Origin of the sequence: Lepagella muris (genome assembly GCF_004793975.1) — a bacterium.
Taxonomy (GTDB): Bacteria; Bacteroidota; Bacteroidia; order Bacteroidales; family Muribaculaceae; genus Lepagella; species Lepagella muris.
On record NZ_SRYB01000006.1, the window covers coordinates 1 to 19807 of the forward strand.

The window sequence follows — 19807 nt, forward strand, 5'->3', positions numbered from 1 at the left end:
TTGCGACCGAAAGATAGGGCATAATTCGATTTTTTATTGTATCTTTGTCAAGTACTGCGTATTCTGGCATAGGTGCAACTTATTGAAGTTTGGCGACTATAATATAGTGCTTCATTTTCAGGATGCGCTGTATTTTATTTATTTTACCGAATTTTTAACATCTCAAAATAAGTTTAGACAACTTCAATGATTAATTTTGCGTCAAAATATCATCTTCGGGCTGAGGCATGATCCAAATGCCTGAAATCAGGTGATATCAAACAAGATTATATCGACAATAGAGTAAGATATTTCATAATATGACGAATTAAGTTAGTAGTAAGATATGGCCTAACGACGTTGTGAAACGTCAGCAAGCCGAACATGAGTATTTATAGAGCCTTAAATTCTAATATTTACGGCATTCCTTCGGGGATGCCGTTATTTATATACCCATATTTATACCTACAAAATAAGCGCAACTCCATGAGCTGCGCTTACTTTTTATTCTGTTTTTTGTATTATTCCTTCATATACTGACCGGAGCCGGCTTATTTTTCTGCCAGCGGAGCAGCCGGCACGTAAGTACGTGCACCGAGTTTACTGTCGATCTGATATATACCGGTGCCGTCAGTGCCTACGAGAGTGAGGTTGTCGATAATATCCTTCACGGTCTCTTCCTCCTCCACCTGCTCAGCCACAAACCAATTCAGTTTCTGACGAGTAGCGAAATCTCTCTCCTCCTCTGCGAGGGCATAGAGGTCGTGGATACGTCGTGTCACCTCCTGCTCATGCGCAAGCGTGGCTGCGAAAGCTGCCAATGGAGATTCCCAACCTTGGGGCACTGCGTTTATGGGAGAAAGAACCACCTTTCCGCCGCGTGCGTTCAGATAATTGATAAAAATCTGGGCGTGGTCAAATTCCTCCTTGAACTGCACGCGAAACCAGTTTGCCATACCTTTGCGACCTTCCTCCTCGAAATAATTCGCCATGGAAAGATACAGATAGCCTGACCAAAATTCCCAGTTGATCTGCTCATTAAGTGCATCAACTATTTTCTTGCTGATCATAAGTTTTATAATATTTAAGTTATCGTTTCGTCTGTTTGGATGTCGGGCCCGAAGTGACAGTATGCGATTCTTGTCAAAGGAAATGGAAACGTTTGAGGTGTTCAAGACTGCGCACCACACGTAATAAACCTAAAGGGAATCGCCGCACTTTGCGGATAATCATATCGGGAGAGGAATCTTGATGTTTCATTTCTATTTCTTATTTTTATAAGTGACCGCCTCATCACCGCATCATGCGAAGAGTGCGACAGTCGGGTCTGACATTCTTTACATAAAACTCTATCCATTCAACGCCACAACGGCATGTTTTGTTTTACGCTTTAGCCATAAATTTAAGCCGTAAATTTAAGTCAGAATTTAAGAAAAGTGCCACATCTCATCCAATGCATGCGTCAACGCCTTACGAAGATACGTTTGAGCCGCTGATAACCCGATGTGCCGAGTATTGCGAGGGCAGTGTATTGTGCAGTCTTCGCCAGACCGAAGAAGATGGTCCAAAGCACCCCTTTCGCAGTCACCGATAGCGGAAGAAGCATCTGCAGGAACGACATGGCATAACACACCACGCACACACAGGCGACAATGACACCCGTCCGGAACGTCAACCCCGCCAACCATATCCTCACACGTCTTATCAATTCCTTCACCCTAAAAATATTTATTTCACTTCATCTTACGAAACAAAAGTAATACTTTAGAATCTATTTCACAACAATAAGACTCCACATAAACTATATTTTTATAGATTTTATTTGAAATTAAAATGAAGTGAATCGGAATCTACAATTGCAGTCCACATTTTATTCAATTATCAAGATTGATTGTCCCAAAGGAAAACGATCCATCATCTTCCATCAAAAGACCATATAATTGTCTGCCATCAGGACTTATAGCGAGTTTCATTATCAACTTGTCGGTCTTTATGCCTCGGATAGGCTTGCCTTTCCAATCCCAAATCCCGATTTTTGTAAGATCCTTGTCATTTTTTGTCCCGGCATAAGATGCCAACCAATAATCATCAGCAGCACACACCGAGAAAAAGCCTAATATCGGATCCGGAACAATCTGCTTCATACCATTGACATCAACAAAATCCAATGGAAACACTACTGAGGAGTAGAGCGGATGAATATTACCATCCTTTACCTCAAAAGTCTCAATTGTCCCACCTAATCCGGTCACAGAGACAAAATGCACTCCATCCGGTGCTACGGAAAGATTCTCCTGTGCCATCAACATCATCGGGTTATCCTTGAATACATCCGGTATGGAATCATACGTAGATATGACTTTATCACTTTTGGCATCAACAATTGAAAAACCTCTCACCATATCCTCCTCTCCTTTTATAGAGGGATGGTTTACGAGCACTAAATCTTTACCGATAGTGGACGCCTGCCATACCACCGGCAACGAATTGTGCAGATTTATTGAATTATCAATCTCCCATGTATCTGTATTAAGAATCTTGACAACTGAAATGTCATGATCATATACAGAGAGAAGTGTATCCGATTCAATATTCATGCCAATTGCATTGACTGCCTCTTCCGAGCTTTTCCCTTGACTCAGTTTGGAAGTTGACAACTTACCTTCCTGATTGTATATATGAAGCCACTTCCCATTAGCAAGCCCTAATACATAAATCGAGGAATCCGTGACCAACATATCATTTGCGAAAGGGATAATATCATCACCTCCCAACACAGTCCACGCAATCGAATCCGTTTGCTCAAAAAGCATATCAGATGCAGAAGAATTTGTTCTTCCACATGAAGGCAATTCAAAAAGTATGCCTGCAACAATTGTTATCCCTAAAATTTGGCTAATCTTCATACACTTTTATTTAATAAAAATTTGTACAACCGTAACTTTTTCACTGAAACTTGGGGGTGATTCAAACTTCATAAAAAGAAGTAAATTTGCTCATGTCAGCAAAAAAACATAAATTTGAAGTGTAAAAACATAAATTTTTACATTCACCTCTTAACATGGGTAAAATTAGTATTTTATTCCTTAAAATCCAAGCATTAGGCAATAAATTCCAATGGAAGAAAAGAAAGACATATTGATCACCGGCGCATCGGGTATGCTGGGACGCTACTTGAAGGAGATATTCGGTTCAGATCCGGACTACCGTGTTTTCACGCTTGGAAGAGGTGAAGATAACGATTTCCGGTGCAATCTCAAGACCGGAGCTCCCGATTTCGGTTCTCAGAGTTTCGATATCGTCGTGCATTGCGCCGGATCGGAAGAGAATGATTATGATAATGCAAAATTAAACGTAGACGGCACTGTCAACCTTATGGATGCTCTTGACTCACATCCACCACGATACATGGTCTACATCAGCAGCTGGCAAGTGTATGGCGCAGAGGAGGGAACAGAGATAACAGAGGGGCAACCCATCATACCGGAGAGTCCGACAGGATTGTCGAAGAAAGGTGCAGAGACAAAATGCGAGACCTTTGCAAGCCGACATCAGACTTGTCTCACGATAATACGCCCCGCCCGTATGTTTGGCAACGGTGTTGGCGGCGAGACACTCCGCATGTTCAGAGATGCCGTCAACGGTCGCTACATACACATCTGCGGCAATGATGCCCGACTCAGCATCGTGACAGCCTACGACGTAGCACGCGCAATAAAGGAGGTATATACCATCGGCGGCATATACAATGCCTCCGACGGAAAATCACCTCGACTCGTAGACCTCATGGAAGCCATGACAGCAAATGCAGGGAAACAGAAACGTATAACATGTCTCACCCCCGATTGGGCGGAATGGATATGGCGTCTCGGAAGATTCATTCCGGTAATAAACCAAAACCTCAACCCCAAAGTAGTCACTGAACGGATGAAAACCCTGACCTTTGACGGCTCCAAACTAATCGAAAAATCCGGAATTACATTTCACAACACCCTTGATGTGATCTCCCGAACCGACCCAACCTACCCCTACTCCGAGAAATAAAATGAAGACCGATAAACTGCAATCATTCCTCTCCGACACTGCCGCTTCAGCGGCATCATTACTTAAGATCGCGCTGCAATCGCGCAGTGTGTCGCCCCGTCGCCCTGTGAAAGAGGGGAAAGCCATCGTCATCATGGGTAACGGTCCGTCATTGCGGCAGACCATCGACAACGACAGCGAATGGTTATGCTCCAACGACCTCATGGCTGTGAATTTCGCTGCCAACACCCCCGACTTCTTCTCCCTCCGACCGCAATACTACATACTTGCCGACGGTCATTTCTTCTCCGGGAATGACACCGACCCCAACGTGGCGCGACTGTGGCAGGAATTGGATAAGGTCAGCTGGGATATGACCGTCTGCGTCCCACTCAAATTTGCAGACTTTGCTTTGGGATTAACCATGGATAACACCAATCTTACTTTGGCTACCTTCAACCTCACCCCGATTGAGGGTTACAAATGGCTGTCACATTCCATATTCGATTCCGGATTGGGTATGCCGCGCCCTCGCAACGTGATGATACCCGCCATCATGACAGCGATACGCGAAGGCTACCGCAAGATATACCTCTGCGGTGCCGACCACACATGGACGCGCACGCTCAGCGTAGACGACGAGAATTTCGTGGTCAGCGTTCAGCCTCACTTCTATAAGGACAACGAGAAGGAACATGCCCGCGTCCGCGAAACCTACAAGGGGCTACGGTTGCACGACGTGCTCGGCAGCATGACAATAGCCTTCCGCAGCTACTGGCATATCGCCGACTATGCACGCTCACGCGGCATAGAGATCATCAATGCCACTCCCGGCTCAATGATCGACGCCTTCCCCAGAAGAGACTCCGGCATAGGCTCCGAGAGTGGGGAGTGACGTAGGTTCAGGCAGACGCGCCACGCCATCCATGTCGTAGAGGCACGCCGCATTGACGTAGGAGGGATTCCCCCGCCCTATCGCCGGGGAATCGGGCTGAAGATGATAATTGAAATAGTAGTCATTCCGTATGGTCAGGAAAAGGGGATCCTCATTCCAGATACATTCCACGAAATGCCCGTCATCCGTGCCATCAGCCCTCAGAAGCACATTCTTCAGATATACGTCTGACCCGTCGAGTTTCCCCTCATTTATCGCCTTGCCTATACCCCATACTATGCAATTCTCGAAATTAGCCTTCATCAGAGAGTTTCTATTATCGGCATCATCAGAAGGTAGGCAATGATATAATGAGAGATTAGCCTCCGTCACGGCTGTGAAGAGATAGTTGTTGGCGATGGTACATTGCACGAACTCATGCTCACCACCCGTCAGCGAGACCACTGCCAACGGTGACTCCGAGAAACAGCAGCCGTAGGCATCCGTCTTTGAGTAGCGCGACTCAAACACAGAACCGGATGAATTGTGAAGCCAACTGTTGACAAGCGTCAGTTTCTGACGCGACAGGTCGCCGCACGAATCCACGCGCAATCCGGTGGAGCTTGACTGCATCTCCACGTATTCGATACGGTTGCCGAACGATTCGGGAGCTATGACCACTCCCCCCCACTGTCCGGAGAGTACTTCATAACCTACATCGGGGAGCACATTGTCGATACGGTCTCCACGCAGATGAATCATATTGCCAACCTCCCCGACAGCCTCCAGCCGTCCGTGCACAATCAATGAGGCGCCGTCATGAAAGAGCATCCTGACGCCGGGGTCGATAGTGAGCGTGGCATCCTTATCCACGGTGAGCGAGTCAAACACAAGGTAGGGCAATTTAGGTGTCAGGCGAGTGTCGGCAGTAATCCTCTCCCCTTTCAGACGGGTCACGTTCTGCGCCCAAGCCTCCACCTCCACTTCCTGTGTGACACCGTTAGTGACAAACTCCAACTGATCCGCCACTCTCCAAGGCTCCACAGCCGAGGTCTCCGGGATAAAACTCTCGATAAATACGAATATCGAATCCCCACCCCTGATCTCCACATCGCCGAACGACGTGCCGCTCACGCCATCCACATTAAGGGAGAACGGAGTGGCGGAATCCTTAAACCGGATGGAGGATATGCGCACACCTTTCTTATTGCGGTTGAACACCTTCAACCGGGCAGTGGGAGTGCCGAGATCGGTAAAAACCGTTCCAAAACTTACCGTATCAGTAGAAAACGCGAGTGTCGCCGATGAAGAATCGGTGAAATCGTCGTTGATACACGAGGTGGATATTAAACCAAACATCACCAGCGGTATCAATAAAATGTACTTCATTTCGTTCATATATAAGAAACGCTTCCGTCATGCCGTATATTGCGCTTTGTGAAAGGCGTCGGCGGCCGCCGGATTCCACCGGCATAGACGTAGGCATCAATAAGATTGTAGCCCAGATGAAATATATGCTAATTGCCGGCGAGGCATCCGGCGACCTTCATGCCTCCAACCTGATCAATTCCTTGAAAAAAATTGATCCGGATGCTGATTTCCGTTTTTTCGGCGGGGATCTCATGGCGAAAGCCGCACGTAAGAATCCGGAAATCCATTATGAGATGATGAATGTGATGGGTTTTTCGGAAGTGCTCCGCAAGCTCCCCACGCTCCTTAAGAACCTGCGCACGGCCAAACGTATCGTGGCAGAGTATCGTCCCGACGTGCTTATTCTCGTGGATTATCCGAGTTTCAATCTCAAGCTGGCAAAATATGCCCATTCATTAGGGATAAAAGTGGACTATTTTATATCGCCGAAAGTGTGGGCATGGAAGGAATACCGTGTGAAAAAGATCAAGAAGTGGGTAGACAATCTCTACTCCATACTGCCGTTTGAGGTAGGTTTCTACAAGCGACACGGCTACAACGTGACCTACGTCGGGAATCCGTCGGTGCAGGAGGTGGAGTATTCCATGGGTCATCTTCCTCCTCGCAAGCATTTCGTGGAGCGTCAGGGATTTGAGGATAAGGAGAAGCCTATCATCGCCCTCCTCCCCGGCTCGCGCAAGGGGGAGATACGCAATAATCTCCCCATCATGATAGCTGCCGCCAAGAGATTTCCGGATTTCCAATATGCCGTGGCGGCAGCCCCCGCCGTGCCGGAGAAATTCTATCGTGAGGTGGCTCAGGATCCGGGACTTCAGGTGGTGTTTGGTGCGACTCCCACCCTTCTGAAGTATTCACAGGCGGCAATCGTCACTTCCGGCACCGCCACTCTCGAGACGGCACTTATCGGTACCCCACAGGTGGTGTGCTATCGTGGCAACGGCAGGAAACTGACGTATCGTCTGATGGAGAAGCTGCTGAAGGTGAAGTATGTCTCCCTCCCGAATCTTATCGTAAACAATACGGTCGTACCGGAACTACTTCTCCACAACTGTACACCTACGACTATCGCACGCGAACTTTCGCCGCTGCTTCAGCCGTCGCCGAAACGCGACTGGCAGCTGTCGGGCTACAAGAATCTCAAACGCCGTCTCGGCAACAGTGTGGCAAGCGACTATGCCGCCGAACTGATCACTGACTCTCTCGGTCTCACCGTTCCGCACGACAATCCCACGACCGACAAGAAAACTAAAAACAATAATGCCAACGGCAACAAGGATTCTTCAGCAAGCGGGAATGACAATACCCGGGAGAATGCCAGACCTACAAACAGACGCAGACCCCGCCCGCGTCCACGTCTGGATAGCTCCGACAACAATGAAAACTAAGGGTATCCCTCCAAATAAACAAAAAGCCGTCTTCTGAAGAGTATCTGTCAAATCTCTCAAAAGACGGCTTTTATGAAATACAACCTAATTCTACCGACCATTCTTTATCGATGCCCACGATGATCATTCTTGTCGCCGGGTTTGCCGGGTTTATTCGGCTTCGACGGTTTGCCTGGTTTATGCGGCTTCGATGGTTTACCCGGTTTATTGGGCTTGGGAGGCTTCGGTGGTTTCGGTGGCTTGGGAGGTTTGTGATGGTGATGATGGTTCGGATTCGGATATTCACTGTAGTAGCAGTCACCGCAATACATTCCGGGTGCACACGACGGTATCATAAGTCCGAAAGTGGCAGCCACAAGCCCCACCGGAATCCATCTCTTTATTCTCTTAAACATGTCTTTCATACTTTTGCCTTTTATTTTGTCATTTTGACCTTCCCTTTCATAAAAAGTTTAATCTACTATCCTCTTCCGAATACATCAAGCTCATCATGATTATGACATCAAGCACAAAATAATCTGCGTGCCGGATGTATTGGCTTGATGTGCATAATGTAACAATATCATGTGCATGATGTAATTGGAATGGAAAAAGACATCAAGCTCATCATGATTATGACATCAAGCACAAAATAATCTGCGTGCCGGATGTATTGGCTTGATGTGCATAATGTAACAATATCATGTGCATGATGTAATTGGAATGAATAAATACATCAAGCACATCATGATTATGACATCAAGCACAAAATAATCTGTGTGCCGCATGTATTGGATTGATGTGCATAATGTAACGATATGATGTGCATGATGTAATTGGAATGAATAAATACATCAAGCACATCATGATTATGACATCAAGCACAAAATAATCTGTGTGCCGCATGTATTGGATTGATGTGCATAATGTAACGATATGATGTGCATGATGTAATTGGAATGAATAAATACATCAAGCACATCATGATTATGACATCAAGCACAAAATAATCTGTGTGCCGCATGTATTGGATTGATGTGCATAATGTAACGATATGATGTGCATGATGTAATTGGAATGAATAAATACATCAAGCACATCATGATTATGACATCAAGCACAAAATAATCTGTGTGCCGGATGTATTGGTTTGATGGGCATGATGTAACAATTTCCAAATGGCGTGCAGATTAAAGCTCTGTAGATTCAAAGCCTTTTCTGCACGCCACATCGAAATCTGTGATTATATCACCACAATTCACATAACTATTATCATATAATTATAAGCTTCAAATTCTTCAATCTAATATATCTTACAGACAAGTAATGTAGTATTTTTCAGTAATTAAATCTGAATAACTTACTGTAGCTGCCGGTGCGGATGATATATAATCATTTAATCCATATTCATTTATCAAAGTCCCATTATTATAAATAGAGAAACCTACCTTATCCTCTTCATCTATAGATATATTACCTCTTTATGTACCAATTTCTTATATTTATTATACACTCTGTTATCATGGGAGAATGTCCCCAATAACTAATTTATCTATTATTAGAAATAACCGACTCATCTTGCTATTTCGCGATTACATTTTCAACTAAATTACCATGATACATGACATTAAAAAAATGTGTAAATACTAAATACTTCATTGCAATACTTTTTTTAATGTCATGATTGATTGTTCAGCTGTGTCTGGCTCTTTTAATAAGGTCATGTTATTACCATCATACCTTGTAATCCACCAATATCCCGCAAATATGTTATTTGGGACTATGGGACTTATGCGTAAAATATGACCCTCCAACCGATATTCAAAAGAATTATAATCCTTGAACGGTTCATCCTTTTTGGTGTTGTAGAGAAAATCGCCTGAAGATTCCGATCCAAACGAATACATCACATAATACTCTTTTCCGGAACTATCCGTCAGAGTCCCTTGCCATATCGTTTGATACACCTCTATCTTAGTCTCATTTTCATGTTCTTCCTTACTACACTGCGCAAAGGATAAAACCATCATAAATGCCAATATACAATTTACTATTTTCATAAAATCATTCTTTTGTTATAATATTAATTTGAAGTTACTTAAATAATATTCAATTAAATACATATTTATAAACAACATATCTTATAATTGTCATCAATCAGTTTTGAATAACTTATTGTAGCTGCTGGGGCAGATGAAATATAATCTTTCAGTCCATACTCATTAATCAAAATCCCATTATTATAAATAGAGAAGCCCACTTTATCCTCTTCATCTATTAAATATACGACACCTTGATGAATAAGTTTTTTATATCGATGAAATCCTATATTCTGAAACCCTATATTGTAAAATGGATCCGGACTCGCAAGTTGCTCTTTAGCATTATTAGTGTTAAGAGTTGTATCATTACTCAGTACTTTAATCTTAAACATATTAGTTATTCCATTTATCCAATTATTCGTCTTTACAACTCCATCAGATCCACTAAAAGATCCACATAAAAGGGTATATGGATTTCCAAACCTATCGTTAAACCAACACCAAATTGAATTTGCAGTAAACTTTCCAATCATTAACATCGGTTCTTTATGAGTAACACTAACCTCAGTACTTTGATTTATATAATTACGCAATCTATTCTTTATATTTAATTCTAATATAAAATCTGTTACAGGGATCAGTCCATTCTGATTAAATTTTGAAATTACATTATTTGATTCGTTTGACAATGAAGCTACCCAAGAAGTAAGATCTAATGTCGTATTTCCAACCTCCTGAGGAGTAACGAATCCAAATGCATTTCCACCAAGGGTAGTAGCACTAAACTTTATATGTCCAAAATTTCGAGTTGTAGACCATACTCCATTTTTCCCTCTTCCAATAGACAAATTCACATTACCAGTATCATTTGTCTTCCATGTAAACGAATCATTAATTTCATGAGACAAATCCGATTCTTGTTCTTCTTCCGAAGAAGATTTTAAATGCGTTCCTACATAATATGCAGTTGCTCTACCGCCCGAACAAAAATTTGTCATTACAAGACTTCCATACATTTTATATAGTTCATAAGGATGAAGAGTATGGACATTTTTAATAAACTCAGAATCAAGATAGTCAACCAATATCTCCTTCTGAATAGCATCTGAGTACTGCATTCGATATACGGAATCATTCGCAATTACATTCAGTTCACCAAATACAGATGTTGTGTCATTAATCAAATTCTCTCCAAATATGGAAGTCATTGTATGTTTATGACCCAAATGTATTCCCAAAAACTTAAACTCACTCCCATGTGCAACTTTATCAGTAAATTTCGTTTTTGATAAATAATCATCAATATTCTTGTAAGAATATACATTTGTCTTGTGACTCGCATTTTTCCAATACGTGAAATACGAAGAGTGCGACTTTGATAATTTATCCTTATCAATTACCGGATAACCAAGATTTAGAGTATTTTCAATAGGTGTTATTTGTGGGTTTAGCGAATAACCCAAGAAATCCCTCAGAGCCAAAGCCCCTCTGCCCGTTCTGGTTTCAATAGAGGTAGACTTAGGAATATACGGAATCCACGGATTATCTGCCGGTCTTTCTCTGATTATATATTCACTTGATGATTTGTATTCATCAAGAAGCATTGGTTCGTTTTCAACGCAAGATACCAAACAGAATAGTAATAGAAGGAATGTTAATTGTTTCATTTTATTATTTGGGTTAAAGTAATTGTTGATGAAAATGTGGTTTCCGGATCTCTTGTCAGGGTCATGTGTTTGCCATCATATTTAGTAATCCACCATTCTCCTACAATAATATCAATAGGGTAAATCGGGAAAATTTTTATAATACGACCTTCCTGATTATATTTAAAGCCCTGTTCATCATCAAAGGAATCATCATTATTTGTCTTATAAAGGAATGTTCCGAATGATTCGTAATCAAAAAGTAGCCTTACTGCATATTCCTTACCCTGGCTATCTTTGAGGGTACCTTCCCACATAGTTTGGAAAACGGAAACCTTAATAAGATCATCTACCTTCTCATCATCCTTACCACATTGGGCAAAGATCACCACTAACAAAATTGATAATATACATTTTACAATCTTCATAAAAAACAAATTTAGGTGTATTAATAATCAATCAAGTTCACTCATTAGCAAACAGCCACAGGCATACCATTTCCTATCATCAACGATAAAGATACCCATACAAAATACCATCATCGTGATGAAGTCTGATTTCCACCGTACCATCCATTCTATAGATGAATGTTATGAAATCCTGCTCTGAAGCAAAAATACCCAGACATTCTCCAAGCGGACTATATATCTCAAAAAGATCGATATCCTCCGTTGCAACCATCTGCGTGCTTATTCCTTGCGGTGTTATCAGGCAAATACTCCTCTTTGAAGGCATGCGATGTTTATTTGGAGTTGGATAAAGATATTCAGTATCTGAATTCTCTGTGATCTCCACTACATAAGTTGTGTCGTCGGCAGTGTCGGCAGCACCTTGGATTTCTGCTACAGAAAAAAGTACCGCACCAACTATTATCGGATAAATGAAAAATTTATTCATGCAAATTGACATAAGTTTAGTATCAAAAATTTCCCCAAAATTAAGACATCAATCTACATTAATGATAAAAAAAGAGTTCCAATTTAGTTCCAAAATGCATATATGAAATTAAATTGGAACTAAATTGGAACACAACCCAAACATATAAATACCTTATAATAAACGTATTATCCTATCAATTATACCCGTAGGCAATTTCTTATCAAATGCCTTTAGCACAAGTTCTCCTCTATGATATGAAATAGTGTTTTTTGCCTTTCCTATCAACACCGACACATTTGTAGGAGTAAAACCGCACTTTATGAGCAGAGCGAGATGATAATCGAAAGTCGACAGATCACTACCCGTAAGCAGGTACAACCGCTGCTTAAATTCCGGAGAACTCTCTATTACCATACTTTCTATTTCATCCCACAGACGGTTCTTAGCAACAATCGGTTTCCCAGCATCGAGATATTGCTGAATCTTCTTGTAAGCCTCCGAATTCAATATTACAGGCGAGATTTCCGATATTTGTTTATTATCGTTCACAATAGAAAGCAATTCTTCCCGTAGGCGCATCCGCAATTCATTCATACCGGATGAATGAATACTACTATTTATATCCAATGATACCCCCTTTCGATACTCCGTATTTTCCGACCACTGCCGGATACCATCTTCCCCGCTTTCAAGCATCCCACGCAAAATTTTCGTATTGTCTATTGCCTCATGTAGTCGCAACTTCTCTGATTGATTCCTATTCTTAAGATAAAGGAGTGCAACTATCAGTAATAAAATGAGAACTGACATGCCAAAAATCCACATATATAGATACTCATTATCCCTTTCCACCTTTATTTTTTCGCGCTGATGCAATTGATAATTGTAGAATGACGTCTGTAGCAGAGCTTGCCGGTCGCCGTTACGTTCAAGATATGACTCAATCTCATCGCGATATTCATCAATGTAACGAAGTAATGAATCTGTCGGCACATATCTTCTCATCTGATTAGATAGCAATATCTTATATCCATTTTTATTGTTGTCCGAACGCTTATCTCGTATCAACTCACTCGCATACATCATCGCAGTGTCGCATATACCCGCTCTCTTGTATATGAAAGCTGCGCATGACAAGGCGGCAGGTTTGGATAATGAATCACTGCCGGATAACGCACAACGTATAAATCTCAACGCTTGCTCAATATCTCCTTTTTTGTAGCATGTCCATGCAAGATTTATCTGAAGAGATGGTGAATCGTCCGGAGATATTCTATCTGACAGTTGCATTGTCTGCCGAAATTGCTCCTCTGCCTTATCATAATTTTTCATGTAAAGATAAAGACTTCCCAACAATTCAGCATCATAAATCATATTGAGTGAATCCCTTTGTATGGAATCCAATTTCAACGCCTCCTCAACGTATGGTATAGCTTTCTCATAGAGTCTCAGTGCCATCAACAGATCGCCTGTCTGAGCCAGTATCTTTCCACGCAGAACATTATCCCCACCATCAGCCGGAGTGTAGTCTAACGCATTCTGATAATAATTTAGGGCTGTGGGGTAATCTCCCAAATCGTGATACACACGTCCGCCGTAATAAAGTGCCTCTGCATATCTTCCCCTACTCTTATGCCGCTTCTCATTGGAAATAACCCGTAGGATAAGGCTGTCAGACTTGTGGATGACAAACGCCTTGTCGCGCGATTTTACCATAAGGAAATCATAATACTCCTTATCATAAGATGACAATCTGTCATACCTGATTGCATCCAACGAATCCATCGCTTCTCGCGGAGAGACGGAAATCAACCTCTCCACTTCCTCAAGACGCGGATCCGGCTGACCTCCACAACAGGTCAGCACGATTGCAAACACTAATATGACAATGAAACGGATAATCATGATTGATTCTGAATCATTCTGATTGAATTTGTCTAAACCTCATTATTTGACATGGCAAAGTTACAATAAAAATATATGCTTCGTATTTAGAATACAATTTTTTTTTGCAATTATTAACCATCCCGAATGTAACTTATGACCGGGGAATATGTCAAATAAGGGTATGAAGAATAATTGTATTATGAAGAATCTTATCGGCATAACTATCAACATCATCATTGCAATCTTTATGATTCCTCTTTCCGGATGCTCCCACAAGGAGAAGGATTATCCGCTTGAGATCTCCTCGCAGCTTCAGAACGTGAGCCGTCTGGAATTGGCACGTATGACTGTCGGGAAGGTGGGTATGATTTCCGATCCGGAATATAAGGACGCCAAGAGTATCGAAGCTAAGGCATCCGCCCTGCTGAATCGGATGAAGATAGGCACGCGTCTCGGCGTATATTCCTACGATACTTATATCGTGGCATATCTCGATCTGAGCAAGGTTTCCAGCGAGGATGTCGAAGTGGACACAGAGACAGGCACCGCCTACCTCACACTCCCTCCGATCGAGATCATGACCGACGGACGAGAACCCCAGCTCCATGAGGTGCACAGCCGCGTGACGGGACTCCGCTCCTCAATCACCCCTTCCGAACGCGCATCGCTCAAATCACAGATGGCAAAGGAGGTGAAAAAGGAGATGTCTGCAAAAGCCGGTGCCACCGATCATCTGCGCAAGGCTGCCGAGGATAAGGCACGTGCTTACCTTACGGAACTTATCTCCAACTGGGGATATAAGGCTGAAATAAGTTTCAAATGAGGTTTACAATAATACCTACACACAGTAATTCCTGCACACGATGAACAAATGGATTAAGATAATAATCGCCGTGACGGTTATCGCTATGGTTGCATTCATAGCATGGACCCTTCGTCCGTCTGCCCCGACTCCGGAATATAAGACCAATGAGGCTCGCATTAAGTCAATCACCCGTATGGTGGAACTATGCACCTCCGACATTCATGACGAGATGGCTATTAAGGCACATATCAACGGGAAATGGATTGTGGCACGCCAGACTGTGGAGGGTCGCATACGTTTTGACCTTGACAGCCTGCGTATAGAACAACGTGGCGACACCACCCTTGTGTATCTTCCCCGCGAACGCGTAGACATTCTTGAGAATGCCGAACCGGGAGCATACGAGGTGCTGGATGCTTGGGATGCTCGCAACTCAGTCTTCAGCCGCACAATGACCGCCGCCGAGGAGAATGCAATAAAGAGCAAATGGCAGGAGGAGTCGCGTAAGCGCGTGTATAAACGCGGCTACGTGCGCCAGGCACGTAAGAATGCCATAGCCACCCTGACACCGCTACTGAATGCAATGAAGGGCACTGACGATAAGAACGCACCGGTCATAATAATCGACCCGACCCCCGACCCTCGTCCATGACGGGGGTCTTTTTCCATCCACTATATTTTTTCGTTCCCTATAATACGGTAATCCAAACCTTCTCCCCTCACCACGGATTCCGTATGAGACGATGGTGCCACCAAGATGCGCTCTATGTCGGGAAGCGAGAGAAGCGGCAGATCATCATGATGATCCGTCAGCACACACTCTATACGCAGATTCCTATCGCGTGCAAGTCTCTCCACACGCATCCTCTTGACAACACCCCTACATTCCTCAAAATCTGATTCGGAGGTAGCGGATGAACCGGAGTATTGGGTAGCCTCGCAATATGGTATGCCCAAAATCCCGGCAAACGGCAGGGCATATACAGCCGTAGCTGCAGTGGCAAGTACTACCGTACCACCCTCCTGCATTAAATCCTTGATAAGAGTCATCACTTCCGGTCGCAGACAGGATTTGAGTGATTCTGCAAATTTTCGGAAATCGCTCTCTTTGCAATTATTTGCTGCAATCCTCAATATCCGTCGTTTCACTTCAGAATGTGGGATAAGACGACATTTCCTAAGCAACACATCACGACACAATCCCATGAGAGGAATGAATCCGGAATCATGATAGAGATGTCGCACCAACCATTTCGTAAAAAGCGTGAACGTATTGACGCTCACCAAAGTGCCATCAAGGTCAACCACCATGAGAGGTGTTCTGTCGTCTTTCCCTGTGTCAGTTTTCCCCATGTCGTATTTCTCCATAACCTCTACCGTTTGTAATCCATTGACCAAGGAAATCTCACGAGCGTATGGTCATGACAGCAATAGAAATCTGCATCCAAGAGCGGGGCATCGGTCGTCACTGTCACGACAGCCGTTTTTATCACGGCATCCGTGCCATATCTCTCTTGCAGTGCGTCGCAGACCACGCGTATCGTCACTCCGGAGTCGATTGCATCATCCACCACCAATATCCGAGGCTTCTCATCCAACGAGGGTAATGGAGCGGTATCGGGCGACAGTCCCATCTCTTCCACCCTCCTGCCACGGCAAGATAATTGCAACATACGTGCCTCCACGCAGCGCAAGGTATCAAGCATCCATATCGGCATTTTACGCAGTATTGCAAAGAGTCTGTCACCCTTCCTCTTCGTTGACGGACGCTGTAGCTCCACATCCCTCCTACAGCGGCAATAACCGTCGGGCAACGCTTCCCGCAATCCGTCGGCAACAAACGCACCTCCCCGACGTATCCCCACCATAAGGTCAAAACCATCAGGACAACTCCCGACAATATCGTCAGCGAGCCGCCTCGCAGCCATCCGCAATCCCTCCTCATTCAAAGTCAATACCTTCATCCGCAAACTTATTCCTAAAGGTTAAACAGCCTTTACCACTTAGTCTTTTAGACAACCAATAGGAACCACATAGACACCGTCCGGTCTTTGGTATGCGTAATCTCCAACAGCAGTAAGAACCATAATGAACGCGGGTTTCTTCATTTTTGTCGTATCGATCTTTTCGGAAAGCATTTTCAACGTAGATGCGCCTTCGTTGATTAGTCTTTCTCCTCCCAATTTTACTTCAATTAAGCCGTAATTGCCATTTCTTAAGTGAATTACGGCATCACATTCCAATCCATTCTTATCCCTATAATGGTAAACAGTTCCGTTTACTGCGTCAGCATATACACGGAGATCTCTTATGCACATTGTCTCAAACAATAGCCCAAATGTTTCAAGGTCAGCTATCAAATCATCCGGACCGAGACCTAATACTGCAGTTGCAATTGATGGATCTGTAAAATATCTTGTATCTGATGTCCGAATCGCGGTTTTGGAACGGAGATTAGGATTCCAGGCTTCTGAATCCTCTATGACAAAAATGCTTTTAAGAGCCTTTATATATGAGGCAACTGTGACTTCATCAAGACCCTCTCCTTCGTTCTCTATCAGATCGGCTTTTATCGTGGCAAAATTTGCCTGCGCTCCCTGATGCCTGGCATAAGACCTCAATAAGCGATGCACTCTTGATGGATCGCGGGCAATGCCATCTGCCTCCCTCACGTCGCGTTGCTCAACAGCCTTGACATAATCGAATGCTTGATCAAGAGCAATCTCCCGGTCTGCCATATCCACAGCAAGCGGCCAACCTCCTCTACACAGGAGATATGCAATGCTTTCGAGATTTTGTGTGTTTATCCCTCCTATCCTTTCGGGCGATGTAAATAAGTTTGATAAGGACACTTCGCCTGTTGAATCTCCTGATTCCCAAAGCGACATAGGACGCATTCTCAGCCATGCAAATCTTCCGGTGCCGCTGTGTATAACATTTGACATATCAGGCGGTACACATGAACCGGTAAGTATGAACTGTCCAAGAGCACCGGCATGATCCACATCAAACCGTATACTATCCCACAATTCAGGTGCTACTTGCCATTCGTCAATCAATCGAGGACGCTCACCGCGCAACAACAGATCAGGATTCATCATCGCTAATTCACGGTTACGCTGCAATGATCCTGATTTGGACATATAAAGAACGCTCTTTGCCTGTTGCTCTGCTGTAGTAGTTTTTCCACACCATTTAGCACCCTCAATCAAAACAGCTCCTTTCCCGGATAATTTCCTTGCAAGAATCTTGTCAACAATTCGTTTCTTATATTTACGCGTTTCCATATTATTCCTTTGTTTTGTGGTGCAAATATAATAAATAATTTTGACATTTCAGAGTTTGGCGCAATTTCACTTCAGAGTTTGGCGCAATTTCACTTCAGAGTTTGGCGCAATTTCACTTCAGAGTTTGGCGCAATTTCACTTCAGAGTTTCATCGCATGTACCACCCGGTTCTCTTTATAAAGATTCAGTTTACCATGTCCTTCTGTTTTTCCTTATGCAATAATCTACTCATATTCCTCACAGAGGTAATGGAAAAAGGAATTATCGTCAAGATAGCATCCTGTGCAATAGATGGGGTATCCGTATTGACCGGAATCGTATGGATGCTCCATAAATGAGCTTAATGAAGAGTATGAAGTTGACAAATCAGCTTCCTCATCCGGGGATGAGGAAGTGATAAGGACAAGTGCGGTTTTATCCAATTTCTCCCACACATCGTCCGTGAGTGACGGCTTAGTCAGGATAACCTTAATCTCATCGTAACCAAGATTACTCCCTATTACAAAATAAGCAGAGGCTCCATAGGTGATACTCTTAACATATACCGGATCGTCCTTATCTACATCCCCATCGACAAATAACCCCTCTTTTCCGGGAGAGTCCATCGTGACGGTCAATCCCTTGAATATAATCTCTCCGACAACCCAATTCTTGAATTTATCAACATCTGTTTTCTGGTAAATAATCTCACAGAACGCATCTGCCAGACGGGGATTATCAGAAAATACATTCTTTATGTTGTCAGGTGCACCAAGATCTGCCAACCGGAACCGGTTAAGTGACGGGGTTGCTTCCTTTACATATTCTTCCGAAGCCTGCATTTCTTTCAGAAAACGGATATAATTTACCATTGACGGCTGCTTGATTTCTGCCATGAAAGGATCGCTGAAATCCGTATATAACGTTATCGGATTTTTCTCCCCGACAAATTCTTTGTCAAAAGTAGTGGCAAATGTGCTTGCCGGGAATACTGCCGATGGATAAATCTGCGGTGCATTTCCGGAGCAGTTCCAATTCTGGATACCAAGATACCTGCTACCTATGAAAATATCATTTGTAGAGACCGGGCTGCTGAATATATAATCCCATTGTATCTCCTCCTGATTCAAATCCTTAGACTGACGGAGATTTATATTGCCGATATTATCTCCTTCCCCAAATCGGATATTAATAATCCTTGGCGTTTTTCCCTTGTTAGGACTGATTCTGAACTTAATCTTGTATGGTGGAGTAATGGTAAGATATTCTATCTCTCCCCATTCCCCTCTTTGAATAGCAGAAACCTCGGAACCTGGGGGCAACAGTTCAAATTTCTCATCTTTCCCATCTTCCATATCATCTCTCATGATGATTGAAGTGACATACACATAGTTTGAATACTCACCTTTTCCGATAATAGTGAATACGCTACCTTCCGACGGTATATCCCCATCAAATGCACCCGTAATCGCATCGTATGACAGTTTCAAGCCTTCCACATCAAATTGCAATGTATGGACAGGCTCCTCCTTATCCTTACACGACACAGCCATCATCATAACAAAACATAATAACAGAACTGATTTTAACCTATTCATATCTTCCAATTTT

Annotated in this window: 19 protein-coding genes; 5 read left to right on the forward strand and 14 right to left on the reverse strand. The window is 43.3% G+C overall.

Annotated elements, in window-relative coordinates:
- Positions 1-530 precede the first annotated feature (530 nt).
- The 3 genes from E5331_RS05480 to E5331_RS05490 form a co-directional block, all read right to left on the reverse strand.
- Complete coding sequence (locus E5331_RS05480; protein ID WP_123483650.1) at positions 531-1049, reverse strand: ferritin; 519 nt, start codon at positions 1047-1049, stop codon at positions 531-533.
- A 392-nt stretch (positions 1050-1441) separates the two neighbouring features.
- Positions 1442-1696 carry a hypothetical protein gene (locus E5331_RS05485; RefSeq protein ID WP_169477641.1) on the reverse strand — a complete coding sequence of 85 codons (255 nt, stop codon included), beginning with the start codon at positions 1694-1696 and terminating at the stop codon, positions 1442-1444.
- Between the two features lie 157 nt (positions 1697-1853).
- Positions 1854-2885 (reverse strand): TolB-like 6-bladed beta-propeller domain-containing protein, encoded by a 1032-nt coding sequence (locus tag E5331_RS05490; protein ID WP_123483649.1) that lies wholly within the window; start codon positions 2883-2885, stop codon positions 1854-1856.
- 211 nt (positions 2886-3096) lie between these two features.
- Here E5331_RS05490 and E5331_RS05495 point away from each other — a divergent pair, with 211 nt between their 5' ends.
- A complete protein-coding gene (locus tag E5331_RS05495) occupies positions 3097-4023 on the forward strand; it encodes an NAD-dependent epimerase/dehydratase family protein (RefSeq protein WP_123483648.1) in 927 nt (308 codons plus the stop codon).
- 1 nt (position 4024) lies between these two features.
- On the forward strand, positions 4025-4897 hold the full coding sequence (locus tag E5331_RS05500; protein ID WP_123483647.1) for a hypothetical protein: 873 nt from the start codon (positions 4025-4027) through the stop codon (positions 4895-4897).
- Here E5331_RS05500 and E5331_RS05505 read toward each other — a convergent pair.
- Positions 4838-6265: a hypothetical protein gene (locus E5331_RS05505; RefSeq protein WP_135984180.1), complete on the reverse strand. Its 1428-nt coding sequence runs from the start codon at positions 6263-6265 to the stop codon at positions 4838-4840. The genes E5331_RS05500 and E5331_RS05505 overlap by 60 nt on opposite strands.
- 29 nt (positions 6266-6294) lie before the next feature.
- Between E5331_RS05505 and lpxB the strand changes: the two genes are divergently transcribed.
- Positions 6295-7692, forward strand: coding sequence for a lipid-A-disaccharide synthase (lpxB, locus tag E5331_RS05510; protein WP_275441096.1), 1398 nt, complete (start codon positions 6295-6297; stop codon positions 7690-7692).
- Positions 7693-7796: 104 nt separating this feature from the next.
- On the opposite strand, the gene E5331_RS05515 is transcribed toward lpxB, so the two are convergent.
- From E5331_RS05515 to E5331_RS05540, 6 genes are all read right to left on the reverse strand, one after another.
- The gene (locus E5331_RS05515; RefSeq protein ID WP_123483645.1) at positions 7797-8096 is read right to left on the reverse strand and encodes a hypothetical protein; all 300 of its coding nucleotides are present in this window, start codon (positions 8094-8096) and stop codon (positions 7797-7799) included.
- Between the two features lie 1230 nt (positions 8097-9326).
- Positions 9327-9731, reverse strand: coding sequence for a hypothetical protein (locus tag E5331_RS05520; protein ID WP_123483644.1), 405 nt, complete (start codon positions 9729-9731; stop codon positions 9327-9329).
- Between the two features lie 65 nt (positions 9732-9796).
- Positions 9797-11380, reverse strand: a complete 1584-nt coding sequence (locus E5331_RS05525) for a BSAP5a family pore-forming toxin (protein WP_123483643.1) — start codon at positions 11378-11380, stop codon at positions 9797-9799.
- Positions 11377-11787, reverse strand: coding sequence for a hypothetical protein (locus tag E5331_RS05530; RefSeq protein ID WP_123483642.1), 411 nt, complete (start codon positions 11785-11787; stop codon positions 11377-11379). Before E5331_RS05530 ends, E5331_RS05525 begins: the two co-directional genes overlap by 4 nt.
- Before the next feature lie 79 nt (positions 11788-11866).
- Positions 11867-12256, reverse strand: a complete 390-nt coding sequence (locus E5331_RS05535; RefSeq protein WP_123483641.1) for a hypothetical protein — start codon at positions 12254-12256, stop codon at positions 11867-11869.
- A gap of 153 nt (positions 12257-12409) precedes the next feature.
- Positions 12410-14143 carry a tetratricopeptide repeat protein gene (locus tag E5331_RS05540; RefSeq protein ID WP_123483640.1) on the reverse strand — a complete coding sequence of 578 codons (1734 nt, stop codon included), beginning with the start codon at positions 14141-14143 and terminating at the stop codon, positions 12410-12412.
- 181 nt (positions 14144-14324) lie between these two features.
- On the opposite strand from E5331_RS05540, the gene E5331_RS05545 reads away from it, so the two are divergent.
- Positions 14325-14948: a DUF4230 domain-containing protein gene (locus E5331_RS05545; protein WP_168355155.1), complete on the forward strand. Its 624-nt coding sequence runs from the start codon at positions 14325-14327 to the stop codon at positions 14946-14948.
- Positions 14949-14988: 40 nt separating this feature from the next.
- Entirely contained in the window at positions 14989-15582 is a 594-nt protein-coding gene (locus E5331_RS05550) for a DUF4230 domain-containing protein (protein ID WP_123483638.1), read from the forward strand.
- A 20-nt stretch (positions 15583-15602) separates the two neighbouring features.
- On the opposite strand, the gene E5331_RS05555 is transcribed toward E5331_RS05550, so the two are convergent.
- From E5331_RS05555 to E5331_RS05570, 4 genes are all read right to left on the reverse strand, one after another.
- Positions 15603-16298, reverse strand: coding sequence for an HAD family hydrolase (locus E5331_RS05555; RefSeq protein ID WP_123483637.1), 696 nt, complete (start codon positions 16296-16298; stop codon positions 15603-15605).
- A gap of 5 nt (positions 16299-16303) precedes the next feature.
- On the reverse strand, positions 16304-16894 hold the full coding sequence (locus E5331_RS05560) for a phosphoribosyltransferase (protein ID WP_135984182.1): 591 nt from the start codon (positions 16892-16894) through the stop codon (positions 16304-16306).
- A gap of 39 nt (positions 16895-16933) precedes the next feature.
- Positions 16934-18217, reverse strand: a complete 1284-nt coding sequence (locus tag E5331_RS05565) for an ATP-binding protein (RefSeq protein ID WP_123483635.1) — start codon at positions 18215-18217, stop codon at positions 16934-16936.
- Positions 18218-18441: 224 nt separating this feature from the next.
- Positions 18442-19794: a hypothetical protein gene (locus tag E5331_RS05570; protein WP_135984184.1), complete on the reverse strand. Its 1353-nt coding sequence runs from the start codon at positions 19792-19794 to the stop codon at positions 18442-18444.
- Positions 19795-19807 lie beyond the last annotated feature (13 nt).